The sequence below is a fragment of the Paenibacillus sp. J14 genome (assembly GCF_000518465.1).
GTDB lineage: Bacteria > Bacillota > Bacilli > Paenibacillales > Paenibacillaceae > Fontibacillus > Fontibacillus barengoltzii.
Genome location: NZ_JADQ01000043.1, coordinates 28,769 through 42,801, shown reverse-complemented (window position 1 = coordinate 42,801; position 14,033 = coordinate 28,769). Strand labels below are relative to the sequence as shown.

Below are 14,033 nucleotides of genomic sequence, written 5' to 3'. Positions count from 1 at the left end.
ATGCGACGCCTGAGTTTCGAAGAGCACGTGGAGTACCTGAATCCAAAGATTCAAGGCTGGCGCAATTACTACTACACAGCTTACAGCCAGAGGAAGATGGCGAAGTTGGATTGGTATATCCGGCAGCGGTTTGCGAAGTGGTATGCTAAGAAACACAAACGCAGACGATGGTTGAGTTCGCTGCGCGAAGTGAAGTCTTTGTCTATTCAATATGGACTTAAAACGCTCTTGTAATCTGCATGCTCATGATGACGAACATCGGAAAGCCGTATGAGGGAAAACCTCACGTACGGTTTGATGAGGAGGGGCTGGGCCTCGCCCAGCCTTTCACTCTAGCTGTTTAAACAGCGTTGGCGCTAAGTTCAGGAAGGACTTTGATTCGCCTTTTTCAACTCGTCCAAATGGGTGAACATTAATTTTAAAATATCGAGCGCCAGTTGCTTCTCTTTCGTAGAACGGTTCATGACGATCTGTTGGATCTGATCCAAGAAATGATCGTCACTAATCTCAATCGAATCGTGGAGCAAATAATCAACGGTAACACCCAATTGATTCGCCAATTTCACCAGCGTTTCCAGGGATAGACTACGTTCTCCCCGTTCGATTTGCCCTATGTATGCGTCCGAAACTTCAATGCGTTCGGCGAGTTTTTCCTGGGTCAAGTGCATTTTATGCCGTTCTTGACGCAGCCTTTTCCCCAATGCCTCGTAATCCATATTACCCCTCCTGTATTTACCTTAAGTTAGAACCTGTTGGAAAGATAATAAACTACAGGTTTTGTTTGTATTTACTGAAAGTACGAATTGGGTTATTATGGAATTACAGGATTTACTAAATTATATCCTATTATTTATTCTTACTAAATATAAGGAGATCATGTATGTCTTCCTCATCAACATCAGTATCAATTATTATCGCAGTCAAAAATAATGGAATCGATTTGTACACGACGATGGAATCTTTGAAAGTGTCGCAGACGACCTTGCCGTATGAAGTGATCATCGTTGATGAAGGTTCGATTGACGGGTGCTGTGATTTCTTGATGAACTATCGGTTTGATCAGCCGTTTCAACGGATCAAGGGGGAGCCCGGAACATCGGCGCGTAATCTCGGTGCAGCGCATGCTAGGGGGGATTATCTGATCTTCAGCGGCTCTCATTTATATTATGATGACGGATGGATGGAGCGGCTGTTGGAGCCGCTTATGCAGGGACAAGCCGATGCCGTATCCCCGGCTTTTGAGAAGAGTGAACGTTCCACCGTCCCGGCCAGCAAGGAGGTCGGAGGGATGATTGGCTTGTTGCGCCGCTACCCGATCCAGCGTGCAGATCAGAACCTGGACATCCCGTGGTTGTCTTGGGAATGCTTTGCCGTCGGGCGTAGTACGTTTCGCGAGATGGAGGGGCTGGTGGACGGCTTTTTCGGCAAGGATGTGGAGACGGCGGAATTTTCCTTGAGGCTCTGGTTGCAGGGGAGAACCTGCCAGATTGTCCCGGATGTGACGTTAATGCAAGTCTTCCGTCAGAATTTCCCCTATGACAATAGCCGGGAAATGTGGGGTGTGGATCTACTGACCCTTGCGAACTTACATTTTGGGGATGAACTGACTTCGGTTTGTAGGGAACAGGTGAATCAGGCGTTTGGCGAAGAGTTGTTGGAAGCAGCACAGCTCAGCCCACTGGCATTAGCTCGGAAGGAGAAATTTGCTTCCCTGCGGAAGCACGATGCAGCATGGTTGTTTGAACGATTCGGGGTCCATTGGAAATCATAGACGGATAAGCTGGGGATGTCAGGCTATCCTAAGAGGTGAGTGAGTGGACAGGTACGTTCGTACCGAGGTTCACCAATTACCGTAAAGGAGGATGCAGCAATGGCAGGTAATGGACAAGCGAAGCAAACCTTGCCGCCTCAGCATCAAAACCATCAGCCAGGTATCGAATCCGAGATGCACCCGCGTCCAGAATATGAAGGGAACTACAAGGCAGCAGGCAAGCTAAAGGGCAAAGTGGCGTTGATCACCGGAGGTGACAGCGGTATTGGCCGGGCGGTGGCGGTAGCTTACGCTAAAGAGGGTGCCGATGTGGCCATCGTTTACTTAAATGAACACGAGGATGCGAACGTGACTCGACAGGAAGTCGAACAAGAAGGACGCAAATGCCTGTTGATCGCCGGTGATATCGGCGACGAAGCATTTGCCGAGAAGGCGGTACAACAGACGGTACAGGAGCTCGGAAACTTGGACATCCTGGTGAACAATGCGGCTGAGCAGCATCCGCAGCCAGACATTACAGCCATTTCGGCGGCACAACTGGAGAAGACATTCCGGACGAACATCTTTTCCATGTTTTATTTGACGAAGGCAGCGATGCCGCATTTACGCAAGGGCAGCTCAATTATTAATACGGCATCGGTAACGGCTTATAAAGGCAACCCGCAGCTGATTGACTACTCCGCCACGAAAGGGGCAATTGTCAGCTTCACGCGGGCGTTATCGATGAACGTTGTTGGAAGCAAAGGCATCCGGGTGAATGCTGTTGCCCCGGGACCGATCTGGACGCCCCTCATCCCGTCTACCTTCGATGCGAAGCAAGTATCCGAATTTGGTGGAACAACGCCAATGCAACGGCCTGGTCAACCGGAGGAGTTGGCTCCGGCTTACGTCTTCTTGGCTTCGGATGATTCTTCGTATATGAGCGGCCAGGTGCTGCATATCAACGGCGGTGAGATTGTCAACGGCTAGCCTTCAGGCTAAGATTCTGAGATTGGATCAATTCATGTAATCGAACCCTCAGGAAATTCGGCACAGGACCGAACAGCTTGAGGGTTCTATCCGTTTTTTTCGCAGAATCAGCCCTTTATAGAAATTGTTCAGTGATAAATCTCACTGAATTCGGAGCTGATTTTGGACAGAAATCGTCAACCGAATCGAGTTCTTATGTTATTATGAATCTAAAGAATGCGATAGGTTAACGACATCATGGGATGAATCATATTTTGCGCCAAAGGTACTAACAAGATGGCAGGGAGAGGGGATTCTTGGATCATGCACCAGTTTGAAGAAAGCGTATACGAATTGATTGTGGAAGCTTCAACGAAATTGCCGGGCGACGTTCGTCGTGCAGTGAATCGGGGCCGTGCCTTAGAAAACCGGGCGACACGGGCCGGGTTGGCCATGTCAACCATTGCGCAGAACATTCGGATGGCAGAGGAGCAAGTTTCACCGATCTGCCAAGATACCGGGATGCTCACGTTTATGATTCACACGCCGGTAGGGGCGAATCAAATTGAAATGAAGAAGGCGATTCACGCTGCGGTGAAGCGTGCCACGGAAGAAGGTAAGCTGCGTTCCAATTCGGTGGATTCACTCACCGGAGCGAACAGTGGAGACAATTTGGGTCCGGGGACGCCGGTCATTCATTTCGAGCAATGGGAACAGGATTCGATTGACATCCGGCTGATTTTAAAAGGCGGCGGGTGCGAAAATAAAAATATCCAGTACAGCCTTCCAACCGAGTTAGAGGGACTGGGCCGAGCCGGACGTGACCTTGACGGTATTCGTAAATGCATCCTGCATGCCGTGTACCAAGCGCAGGGGCAAGGATGCAGCGCAGGATTCCTTGGCGTGGGCATCGGCGGCGATCGGACGACAGGATACGAGCTCGCTAAACAGCAATTGTTCCGCCCGCTGGATGACGTGAATCCTAATCCGGATTTGGACCGACTTGAAAAATATATTATGGAAACCGCCAACCAGTTGGGGATTGGAACGATGGGCTTTGGCGGAGAGGTTACCCTGCTGGGCTGCAAAGTCGGGGCGATAAATCGGCTTCCGGCAAGCTTCTTTGTCTCCGTTGCTTATAACTGCTGGGCGTTCCGCCGTCAGGGCGTGGAGATTGATCCAGCAACCGGCGCAATTCGGGAATGGCTTTATGAACGTGGCAGCGAGGTGCCGGTTGAGGACGAATTTGAGTCGGTTACAACTGAAGCCGCTGCGGAAGGGACACCTGCGCCAGCCAGCCGAGAAGTAGTGCTGCAAACCCCGGTGACGGAAGAGCAAATCCGTAGCCTGCGGGTGGGAGATGTAGTCATCATCAATGGGGAAATGCACACTGGTCGGGATGCGCTGCACAAATACTTAATGGATCATGACGCTCCGCTGGATTTGAACGGTGCGGTCATTTATCACTGTGGACCAGTTATGCTAAAAGACGAGGAAGGATGGCACGTGAAGGCGGCTGGACCAACGACCAGTATTCGCGAAGAACCGTATCAAGGGGATATCATGAAGAAGTTTGGCATTCGCGCCGTAATCGGTAAGGGCGGCATGGGGCCGAAGACGCTGGCTGCCTTGAAAGAGCATGGCGGCGTGTATTTGAACGCGATTGGCGGGGCAGCACAGTACTATGCGGAATGTATCAAGAAGGTCAACGGCGTTGATTTCTTGGAATTTGGTGTTCCGGAAGCGATGTGGCACCTGGAGGTCGAAGGTTTTGCAGCGATCGTGACGATGGATTCGCACGGGGACAGCTTGCATGAAGGTGTGGAGAAGGATTCGTTGGCGAAGCTCGCCGCATTTAAGGATCCGGTGTTTAAATAACCATGAAAACCTTTCGCTCGCGCCTAACCCTCATCCTGATGATTTTGCTGGGCATTTCCATGTTGGCCGCCGGACTAACGATGGCCCAGATGTTTAAGAATATGCACATTCGTGCGCTAGAAGAAAATATGGCCCGGGAAATTAATTTGCTGGAAGCTACTGTGGATTTCGTTCCCGCCCAAGGGAATCCCGAGGCTGAGGCTTACTACGAACGTCAAGCGAAGAAATTCGAAGAGCTGACCGGTTCCCGGGTCACGTTCATCACCCTGGACGGGAACGTTATTGGTGATTCGGAATCCGACCCGGAGCATATGGATAACCATGCCCATCGTCAGGAGATTGAATCTGCAGCAGGCGGGAACGTCGGGAGTGCAATTCGGTACAGCGATACGATTGGCCAAAATATGCTGTATGTCGCTCAACGCGTGACCGCCGGCGGATTTGACGGTTATATTCGGCTTTCGATGAGTTTGGCTGAGGTGGAGGAAGGGCTTGCCCAAGCTTGGATGTGGCTTTTTGGCGCGTTGCTTGTTTTATTCCTCATCGCGGGGCTGGTGAGCTATCGAGTGGCTTCGGGATTAACAAGGCCGCTGGTGCAAATTACTCGCGTAGCTCACCGGATTTCCCGTTTTGATTACGACGCTAGAGTGAAATTGGCTCGGAAGGACGAAATCGGTCAGCTGGGCATGGCGATTAACGGAATGGCGGACAGCCTTCAGCAGCAGCTTAAGCTGATCCGAGATAACGAGGATTTGATGCAAAGCGTCCTCGCCAATATGACCGGCGGTATTCTTATGGTCGATGCCACTGAGCATGTCGCCTTGATTAACCGGAAAGCAGAACGCATCCTCCATACGAAGGGCGAGATGGTATTGGGCAAACCGTATCAGGAGCTTAAGCGAAATTACGAATTCGTGAAATTTATGGAGGAAGGCATCGCCCGGAAGGAAGCGGTACAGGAAGAACGTAATGTCTATGATCCCGAAGAGAAAATTTTGCATTTCGACGGGGTGCCGATGTTTGAGGATAATGGCAACTATCGCGGCATGTTGTTCCTGGTGCAGGATGTTACCGAAATTCGTAAGCTGGAACGGATGCGCAGCGAATTCGTAGCCAACGTGTCCCACGAATTGAAGACACCCATTGCCGCGGTCAAGGGCTTTGCCGAGACGCTGCTTGCCGGCGGGGTGAAGGACGAGGAAACCACCCGTTCTTTTCTGCAGATCATCTATGACGAAGGCGACCGGCTGAACCGGCTGATTGGCGACCTGCTGGAACTGTCCAAAATCGAATCGAAGCGAGTACCGCTGGAGTACGCGCCAGTGCAGTTGAGCGAGCTGTTTGACAGCTTGTATGAGGTGCTTCTCCCGGCTGCGGAGAAGAAGTCGATCTCGATGTCGCATGACGTGCCCGAGCATTTGTTTATCGAAGCGGACGAAGACCGGCTGCGGCAAATCTTCATGAATTTGCTGTCCAATGCGATCAGCTATTCCCTGGAAGGCGGGAAAGTTCGAGTATCCGCTAGCATCATAGGCGAAGGCGGGGACGAGGAGAAGGTGCGTATTCTCGTCAGCGATACGGGGATTGGCATTCCGAAGAAGGATTTGCCGCGAATTTTTGAACGGTTCTACCGGGTGGACAAAGCTAGATCTCGCAGCTCCGGTGGGACAGGACTTGGTTTGTCCATCGTCAAGCACCTTGTCGATCTGCACCGCGGCAGCATCCGCGTGGAGAGCAAGGTAGGCGAAGGGACAACGTTTATTCTGGAACTGCCATTGATGCATTCTCTGGATGATTAAGAACGATCCGGGGACCATAAAATAAAATGTAAACCGTTTTTTGTTGAACTTTACACTACGTTAACATTGCCGTGATATGCTGGGCTTGTCATTAAAGTGATATTGGTTCAGACATGAACTTGTACCGCTAACAAATGGAGGGTACTATGACTCAACGTCTATTGGTTATCGAAGATGAACCGACGTTATCCCGGCTTTTGTCTTACAACCTGACGAACGAAGGCTATGAAGTTATCGTAGAGGATCACGGGCAAACCGGTTACGAAACCGCACTTCGGCAGGATTTTGATCTGATCTTGCTTGATTTGATGTTGCCGGGCATGAACGGTTTCGAGATCATGACGAAGCTTCGCAGCGAGGGCGTGAAGACGCCAGTGATTATTCTGACCGCCAAAAATGCGGAGGAAGAGGTCGTCCAAGGCTTGAAATCCGGTGCTGATGATTATATCACGAAGCCCTTTGGCGTTGCGGAGCTGCTGGCTCGCGTTGCTGCTGTTCTCCGCCGTTCCACCGGCCAGGAAGAACGCGAGCAGCCAGCCAAGCAGGATACTTCCCATATCGTGCTGGGCCCCTTGGCGATCTACCCCGAGAAATACGAGGTGACGCTGAACGGGGAACCTATCACGCTGAGACCTAAGGAATTTGAGGTGCTGTTGTACTTGGCCCGCAAGCCCGGTGTGGTCATGACTCGAGACGATCTGATGAACGCCGTGTGGGGATTTGATTATATTGGAGGACAGCGGACGGTGGATGTGCACGTCAGCTCACTGCGCAAGAAGCTGGAGCTGGATCCGCAGTCTGTGCATATCGATTCCATTCGCGGTGTCGGCTATAAGCTGGTTGTCAATAAGAAGCAAGCGTCCATCATGTAACTTTGAGGGTGGACGTTCTTTTTTTTACATAGACCTAACATCCTAGGTGCAAAGACTTAATATTCTCCCTCTATGATTAGATTGAACGCAGTGTTTACATATGGGGGAGTGAAGCAGGTTGGTTAAACAGGCCATAGCAGTGCTGGAAAGCTCGACAGATAAAGAGACAAAGAGCGGGACAGCAAGCGGCGAAGCAGGCGAGATTCACCGTGCGGCATCGGTGAGGTATGAGGAATGCTCGAATGGAGGGCAGGCAGGAGCAGGCAGTAAAGTGATCACAACGGTGGAAGCCCGTTCTTTCTGTCGCAAAGTACCGGTTATTGGCCCGGAGGTTCCCTGTCGTCAGGTGATGGGGCAGTTTCAACGTCAGCCTGATCTTCCGTGTATCGTGGTTTGTGATGATGATCACATACCTCTGGGGCTGTTGATGAGGGATCGGTTTTTTCGCCATATGGCGGGTCGGTTTGCTGCTGATCTCTTTTATGAAGTCGCAATATTTCAGTTTGTCGAGCAGCAGCCTTTGATTTGCGAGGTGGACACAACAGCAGGTGAACTGCTGGATTTGGCGTTGGGAAGGGAGGGAGCCTCCTTCTATGATGGGCTCATCCTGACCGATCAAGGCAAATATTACGGGATTCTGACGATTCAGGATTTGATGCAGATGTCTCGGGAGCTGCAACGGGAGGCAGAGGAAGCAAGGCAAGCGGCGGTGCGTGACAGCCGGGACCGGATCGTAGAGATCGAATACTCGATGGGAGATGTGGCGGAATCGGCAAAACGAAGCTGGCAGGAATTAGAACAGATGAACGCATTATCGTTGGAGGGGCGGCAAGAGCTTGAAGCTGTCAAGGCGTCGTTTACCCGGGTGCTTGAGATGGCTCGTTTCCAAGAGAAGCAAATGGCCAAGCTGCTGGAGCAGATGCAGCAGATCTCATCAGTGGCGGATCATATCCGCCGCCTTGCGGACCAAAGCGGCATGCTTGCGATGAACGCCTCCATTGAAGCGGCACATGCCGGCGAGCACGGCCGCGGTTTTGCAGTCGTCGCCTCCGAGGTTCGTAAGCTAGCCTTGCAGACCAAGCGCTTCTCAGAGGAAATTAGCGAGACATTGGGGGCTGTAAATCACTTCATTCAGCAAACGGCTGCCACCGCCACTTCAACTGTGGAGGAGATGGCGGAGAGTCATGAGCGGGTTGTGAACGCGGACGGGACGTTCCAATCGCTGGTGGAGTCGGCTCGGGTGGCAGAGCAGCGCAGCCAGGAGATGTTTCGCTCATCCGAAATGGCGGCCGAGCGAACGCGAATTGTGCTCATGGAGCTGCAGCATTTAACATCACTTTCGTAAATTTTTACACTCCGTTTACAATGTAGCCCATGTCATTTTACATAAGTGCGATAGAATTCAATTGATTGACACAAGATAAATCGAGAATATGTGTACAGGAACTAAATCGATCAAGAACTAGCACGGGCTCGCGATTGGCGGGTACCGTGCTTCAAGTTTGCTTGGCATTCCCCGGTCTGTAACGGCTTCTTCGAGACGTGGACCGGTGACATAGACGTATTTTTGGTGAAGGAGAGCTGCAATGAAACCGATCATCCGGATTCAAAAACTAAACCTATACTATGACCGATTCCATGCGTTAAAGGACGTTTCCCTGGATATTCCGGAAAAAGCCATCACCGCATTCATCGGCCCCTCCGGCTGCGGAAAATCGACGCTTCTCCGCACATTGAACCGGATGAATGATATGATTCCGGGCACGCGGATTGAAGGGGTTGTCCGAATTTCCGATACGGACATCTACAGTGATGATGTCGAGGTAGAGGCTTTACGCAAACAGGTAGGGATGGTGTTTCAGCAGCCCAATCCTTTTCCGAAATCGATTTATGACAATGTAGCTTACGGTCCAAGGTTACACGGCATCAAGAATAAAGCGGAGCTGGATGAAATCGTGGAACGCAGCCTTCGCCAGGCTGTACTGTGGGACGAGGTGAAGGATTTTCTGAAACGGTCGGCACTGAGTTTGTCTGGCGGGCAACAGCAGCGGCTTTGCATCGCTCGGGCGATCGCCGTGCAGCCGGATATTTTGCTTATGGATGAAGCCACTTCAGCGCTGGACCCGATCTCTACCCTCAAAATTGAGGAGCTGGTGCAGCAATTAAAAGATAACTATACGATTGTGATGGTCACTCATAACATGCACCAGGCGGCTCGCATCTCGGGGAAGACGGTCTTCTTCCTGAACGGAGAAATTGTGGAAGCGGATGATACGCAGAAGCTCTTCTCCACGCCGCAGGATCCACGCACTGAAGATTACATTTCCGGTCGTTTCGGATAACAAGGAGGCTGCAGCAAGATGATTCAAAGAAAGGAATTTGATCAGAATCTGGAGGATTTACGGCAGCTGCTGAGAAAGATGGGCGAGCATGTAGAAGCGGCGCTGACGGAGGCAATCCATGCCCTGCAGGCGCTGGACTCGGCCAAAGCGAAAACGATCATTGAACGCGATGTCGAGCTGAACAAAATGGAGGAGCAAGTGATGGACATCGGCTCGCGCCTGATCGTGACGCAGCAACCGGTGGCCAAGGACCTGCGGCGGATTATTGTAGCGTTTAAAATTTCCAGCGATTTGGAGCGGATGGGCGACTTGGCCATCGATGTCGCGAAGGTCACCCTGCGGCTGGAAGGCCAGAAATTAATCAAGCCGCTCATCGATATCCCGAAGATGTCCGAGCTGGTTGTTCTAATGGTACGAGAATCGCTGCAATCGTATTTGGATGAGAATACCGATCTGGCTTATAAGATGGCCAAGGATGATGACGAAGTGGATCACCTGTACAGCCAGATGATTCAAGAGTTGTACGGATATATGATCAATAACCCGGAATCCCTCCAGCAGGCGATGCTGCTGACGTTGGTAGGCCGATACATCGAGCGAATCGCCGACCATGCAACCAATATCGGGGAAAGTGCCGTTTACCTGGTGACCGGGCATCGTCCGGACCTGAATCAATAACTTTCAAGAGGAGTTTTACGTGCGTCCAACCGGTCGCAGCTTGCGAAATTACGCAGGCTGCGGCCGGTTTTTCTTTTCCAAGACCGGCTTTGGTGTTATCGAGATGGCCCCTGTGTTATCATAGGATAAGGTAGAATACTGTGGACGAGGTGTCGTATGGAAAAATTGATTCTTATAGATGGGAACAGCATCATTTACCGGGCATTTTTTGCGATGCCGCCGCTTACGAACTCCAACGGATTGCATACGAATGCCGTTTACGGTTTCACCAATATGCTGTTGCGTCTGATCCAGGAGGAACGCCCTACCCATATGTTGGTTGCCTTTGATGCGGGCAAGGTGACGTTCCGACATGAAGGGTATCAGGAGTATAAGGGTGGACGCGAGAAAACGCCGCCGGAGCTGTCCGAGCAATTTCCGCTGATGCGCGAGCTGCTGGAGAGCTTTGGCATCGCCTGGTTTGAACTGTCCGGTTACGAAGCGGACGACATTATCGGCACCTTGAGCAAACGAGCGGAAGAGGCTGGTCACGAAGTGCTGGTTGTGACCGGGGATAAGGATATGCTGCAAGTCGTCAGCGATCGGGTGAAAGTGGCGTTAACGCGCAAAGGTGTCAGTGAAGTTGAGCCTTACGGCCCGCAGCAAATCGAAGAGAAATATGGACTGAAGCCGCTGCAAATCATCGATTTGAAGGGGCTGATGGGAGATACGTCCGATAATATTCCGGGAGTACCGGGAATCGGCGAGAAGACGGCTTTGAAATTGCTGCATCAATACGGTTCCGTTGAGGAAGTGCTGGCCCATACCGACGAATTGAAGGGCAAGATGAAGGAAAATCTGGTGAATCACGCCGACGATGCCCGCATGAGCAAGCAGCTGGCAACCATTTTCCGCGAGGTTCCGATTGAACGATCCTGGGAGGAAATGAAGTTTGACGGCATTCCGGAGGAATCCGCGGTGCCGATGCTGCGCAAGCTGGAGTTTAAGTCGCTGCTGGAGCGGATGAACTTTGCCGGCGGCGAGCATGCAAGCGGTGAAGGAGCTCGCGCGGAGCAGGTGGACATCCAGGTGACCACGGTGGACTTGGATAACCTTCAGGAGCTTACGGCCGATTTGCCAAACATCGAGGGAATCATCGTGGACTCCCACGGGGAGAACCCGCATCAGGCCGAAATGATGGGGATGGTGCTGTCTACGGCCAGCCGTCATTATTACTTGCCTTTTGACGTGTTGCAAGCGGAGGAGGCGGCAGATGTACGTGCTTGGCTGGCGGACGATCAGGTGCCCAAGCGCGGGTATGATCTGCACCGGGCTGACTTGGTGCTGTTCTGGCATGGCGTAGCGTTTGCTGGAGCTGAGCACGACGTTCAGCTGGCGGCTTATTTGCTTGATCCGACGGAGAGTGATCAGACGATCAGCGGGCTGGCTGTGAAATACCAGCTGCCGCAGGTACCTGGAGACGACGAGGTGTATGGCAAAGGCGCGAAGTTCAAAGTGCCGGAGCAGGCAGTGTTAAGTCGTCATCTGGCCCGCAAGGCGGATGCATTGCTGCGGATCCTGCCTTTGCAACGTGAGGACTTGGCGAAATACGAGATGGAGAAATTATTTTATGAACTGGAAATGCCGCTGTCTCGGATTTTGGCCGATATGGAGAAGCAAGGGGTTGCCGTTAACAAGGAAGCCTTGAAAGAACTGGGTGTAGAATTTGAAGCCCAAATCAATAAATTGGTTGCGCGCATTTATGAAATCGCCGGCCAGGAGTTTAATATCAATTCCACGAAGCAATTAGGGGAAATTCTGTTCGATAAGCTGGGCCTGCCGGTCATCAAGAAGACGAAAACCGGCTACTCCACAGATGCGGAAGTGCTGGAGAAGCTGGCGCCTTATCATGAGATCGTGCAGTTTATTTTGGAATACCGCCAGTTGGCCAAGCTGCAATCGACCTATGTCGAGGGGCTGCTGAAGGAAATTTCACCGAAGACCGGCAAGGTGCATACGTATTTCCGGCAGACGATTGCCGCTACCGGCCGCTTGAGCAGCCAATATCCAAACCTGCAGAACATCCCGATTCGGTTGGAGGAAGGCCGCAAAATCCGTAAGGTATTTGTACCGTCTGAGGAAGGATGGTTTATTCTGTCCGCGGACTACTCGCAAATCGAGCTTCGGGTGTTAGCGCATATTTCCGGGGATCCGGGGCTGCAGGAAGCGTTCCTGCACGATATGGACATCCACACGAAGACGGCTATGGACGTGTTTGGCGTAGGCCCGGATCAGGTGGACGCCAATATGCGGCGTTCGGCGAAGGCGGTTAACTTTGGCATCGTCTATGGGATCAGCGACTACGGCCTGTCCCAGAACCTGAACATTACGCGGAAGGAAGCAGCTCGCTTTATTGAGCAATATTTTAATGCCTTCCAAGGGGTTCGACGTTACATGGATGAGATCGTGAAGACTGCGAAGCGTGATGGATATGTGAAAACGCTGCTTGAGCGTCGCCGTTATCTGCCGGAAATTAACGCCTCGAACTTCAATTTGCGTTCCTTCGCGGAACGGACGGCGATGAATACGCCAATTCAGGGGACAGCGGCGGATATCATCAAGTTGGCGATGGTACGCATGGACGAGGAACTGCATAAGCACGGATTAAAGAGCCGCATGCTCTTGCAGGTGCATGACGAATTGGTGTTCGAGGTGCCGCCGGAAGAGCTGGAACTTATGAGCAAGCTGGTTCCGGAAACGATGGGGAAAGCGTTAGAGCTCTCCGTACCATTAAAAGCGGAAGTATCGAGCGGATTAAATTGGTACGAAGCGAAGTAAGCTCCGCCACCCCCGACAACAACTTAGATTGAGGTGAGAGGATATGCCGGAATTGCCGGAGGTGGAAACGGTCCGACGGACCTTAACCCAATTGATCGTGGGCAAGACGATCCAAAGCGTGCAGGTGTTTCTGCCGCGCATCATCCAACGGCCGGATGATATCCGTCGGTTTGAAGCCGAGCTTGCCGGCCATACCATCTTAGAAATTGGACGCCGCGGCAAATTTTTGCGGATCATCATGGACGGCCTGGTGCTCGTCTCCCATTTGCGGATGGAAGGGCGTTACGGGGTGTATCAGACCGGTGAAGAGGTGGAGAAGCATACCCATGTCATCTTCCGGTTCACGGACGGGACGGAGCTCCGCTACAAGGATGTACGCCAGTTTGGGACGATGCATCTGTTCGCTCCTGGGGAGGAGTTTACGAACAAGCCGCTGGTGAAGCTGGGATTGGAGCCGCTGGAGGAGTCGTTTACCCTTCAAGCCTTCCAAGACAAAATCTCCCGGAGAACGACGAAAATTAAGCCGGCGTTGTTGAACCAGGAATACATCGTTGGTTTGGGGAATATATATGTAGATGAAGCATTGTTTCGGGCGGGCATCCATCCGGAATATCCGGCGGACAAGCTGAACCAGACACAGTTGGAGCGGCTCCATACCGCCATCATTGAGACGTTAACCGAAGCGGTAGAAGCAGGGGGTTCCTCCATCAAATCATATGTGAACGGACAAGGGGAAATGGGGATGTTCCAACATTCCTTGCGGATGTATGGTCGCCAAGGAGAGCCTTGTCTGAACTGCGGAGGGCCGGTGGTGAAGACTGTCGTAGGAGGGCGGGGCACTCATTTTTGCCCGAACTGTCAGCCGCCATATCGGACAAGCACGCGCGCACGCACCAAGCAACGTTAAATGAGAGAGATTTGTGAGGTG

General features: G+C 51.9%; 12 protein-coding genes. 11 read left to right on the top strand and 1 reads right to left on the bottom strand.

All coding sequences use genetic code 11. The annotated features are described in order from the left end of the window. Positions 1 to 234: group II intron maturase-specific domain-containing protein (locus tag M891_RS0116010; RefSeq protein WP_028539529.1), on the top strand; the 234-nt coding region annotated here is incomplete at its 5' end. A 128-nt stretch (positions 235 to 362) separates the two neighbouring features. Here the strand turns inward: M891_RS0116010 and M891_RS0116005 are convergent. Next, positions 363 to 716, bottom strand: a complete 354-nt coding sequence (locus tag M891_RS0116005) for a helix-turn-helix domain-containing protein (protein ID WP_009226752.1) — start codon at positions 714 to 716, stop codon at positions 363 to 365. 164 nt (positions 717 to 880) lie between these two features. Here M891_RS0116005 and M891_RS0116000 point away from each other — a divergent pair, with 164 nt between their 5' ends. From M891_RS0116000 to mutM, 10 genes are all read left to right on the top strand, one after another. Further along, a complete protein-coding gene (locus M891_RS0116000; RefSeq protein ID WP_028539528.1) occupies positions 881 to 1,771 on the top strand; it encodes a glycosyltransferase family 2 protein in 891 nt (296 codons plus the stop codon). Positions 1,772 to 1,870: 99 nt separating this feature from the next. Further along, the gene (locus M891_RS0115995) at positions 1,871 to 2,740 is read left to right on the top strand and encodes an SDR family oxidoreductase (protein ID WP_016312835.1); all 870 of its coding nucleotides are present in this window, start codon (positions 1,871 to 1,873) and stop codon (positions 2,738 to 2,740) included. A 303-nt stretch (positions 2,741 to 3,043) separates the two neighbouring features. Continuing rightward, positions 3,044 to 4,597 carry a fumarate hydratase gene (locus tag M891_RS0115990; protein WP_028539527.1) on the top strand — a complete coding sequence of 518 codons (1,554 nt, stop codon included), beginning with the start codon at positions 3,044 to 3,046 and terminating at the stop codon, positions 4,595 to 4,597. Positions 4,598 to 4,599: 2 nt separating this feature from the next. After that, positions 4,600 to 6,396, top strand: a complete 1,797-nt coding sequence (gene pnpS / locus M891_RS0115985) for a two-component system histidine kinase PnpS (RefSeq protein ID WP_016312833.1) — start codon at positions 4,600 to 4,602, stop codon at positions 6,394 to 6,396. 146 nt (positions 6,397 to 6,542) lie between these two features. Further along, positions 6,543 to 7,268 (top strand): response regulator transcription factor, encoded by a 726-nt coding sequence (locus M891_RS0115980; RefSeq protein ID WP_016312832.1) that lies wholly within the window; start codon positions 6,543 to 6,545, stop codon positions 7,266 to 7,268. Positions 7,269 to 7,386: 118 nt separating this feature from the next. Continuing rightward, positions 7,387 to 8,613: a methyl-accepting chemotaxis protein gene (locus M891_RS0115975; protein WP_028539526.1), complete on the top strand. Its 1,227-nt coding sequence runs from the start codon at positions 7,387 to 7,389 to the stop codon at positions 8,611 to 8,613. A 241-nt stretch (positions 8,614 to 8,854) separates the two neighbouring features. Next, positions 8,855 to 9,610, top strand: coding sequence for a phosphate ABC transporter ATP-binding protein PstB (gene pstB / locus M891_RS0115970; RefSeq protein ID WP_028539525.1), 756 nt, complete (start codon positions 8,855 to 8,857; stop codon positions 9,608 to 9,610). 18 nt (positions 9,611 to 9,628) lie between these two features. Next, positions 9,629 to 10,288 carry a phosphate signaling complex protein PhoU gene (gene phoU / locus M891_RS0115965; protein WP_028539524.1) on the top strand — a complete coding sequence of 220 codons (660 nt, stop codon included), beginning with the start codon at positions 9,629 to 9,631 and terminating at the stop codon, positions 10,286 to 10,288. A gap of 156 nt (positions 10,289 to 10,444) precedes the next feature. Next, complete coding sequence (gene polA / locus M891_RS0115960; RefSeq protein WP_028539523.1) at positions 10,445 to 13,105, top strand: DNA polymerase I; 2,661 nt, start codon at positions 10,445 to 10,447, stop codon at positions 13,103 to 13,105. A gap of 43 nt (positions 13,106 to 13,148) precedes the next feature. Beyond that, entirely contained in the window at positions 13,149 to 14,012 is an 864-nt protein-coding gene (mutM, locus tag M891_RS0115955; protein WP_028539522.1) for a DNA-formamidopyrimidine glycosylase, read from the top strand. Positions 14,013 to 14,033: the final 21 nt, after the last annotated feature.

Bases quoted from the DNA above. Each gene is read 5' to 3' on its own strand.
- polA (WP_028539523.1), top strand. From the start codon at position 10,445: ATGGAAAAATTGATTCTTATAGATGGGAACAGCATCATTTACCGGGCA.
- pstB (WP_028539525.1), top strand. From the start codon at position 8,855: ATGAAACCGATCATCCGGATTCAAAAACTAAACCTATACTATGACCGA.
- M891_RS0115980 (WP_016312832.1), top strand. From the start codon at position 6,543: ATGACTCAACGTCTATTGGTTATCGAAGATGAACCGACGTTATCCCGG.
- mutM (WP_028539522.1), top strand. From the start codon at position 13,149: ATGCCGGAATTGCCGGAGGTGGAAACGGTCCGACGGACCTTAACCCAA.
- M891_RS0115990 (WP_028539527.1), top strand. From the start codon at position 3,044: ATGCACCAGTTTGAAGAAAGCGTATACGAATTGATTGTGGAAGCTTCA.
- M891_RS0116000 (WP_028539528.1), top strand. From the start codon at position 881: ATGTCTTCCTCATCAACATCAGTATCAATTATTATCGCAGTCAAAAAT.
- M891_RS0116005 (WP_009226752.1), bottom strand. From the start codon at position 716: ATGGATTACGAGGCATTGGGGAAAAGGCTGCGTCAAGAACGGCATAAA.
- phoU (WP_028539524.1), top strand. From the start codon at position 9,629: ATGATTCAAAGAAAGGAATTTGATCAGAATCTGGAGGATTTACGGCAG.
- pnpS (WP_016312833.1), top strand. From the start codon at position 4,600: ATGAAAACCTTTCGCTCGCGCCTAACCCTCATCCTGATGATTTTGCTG.
- M891_RS0115995 (WP_016312835.1), top strand. From the start codon at position 1,871: ATGGCAGGTAATGGACAAGCGAAGCAAACCTTGCCGCCTCAGCATCAA.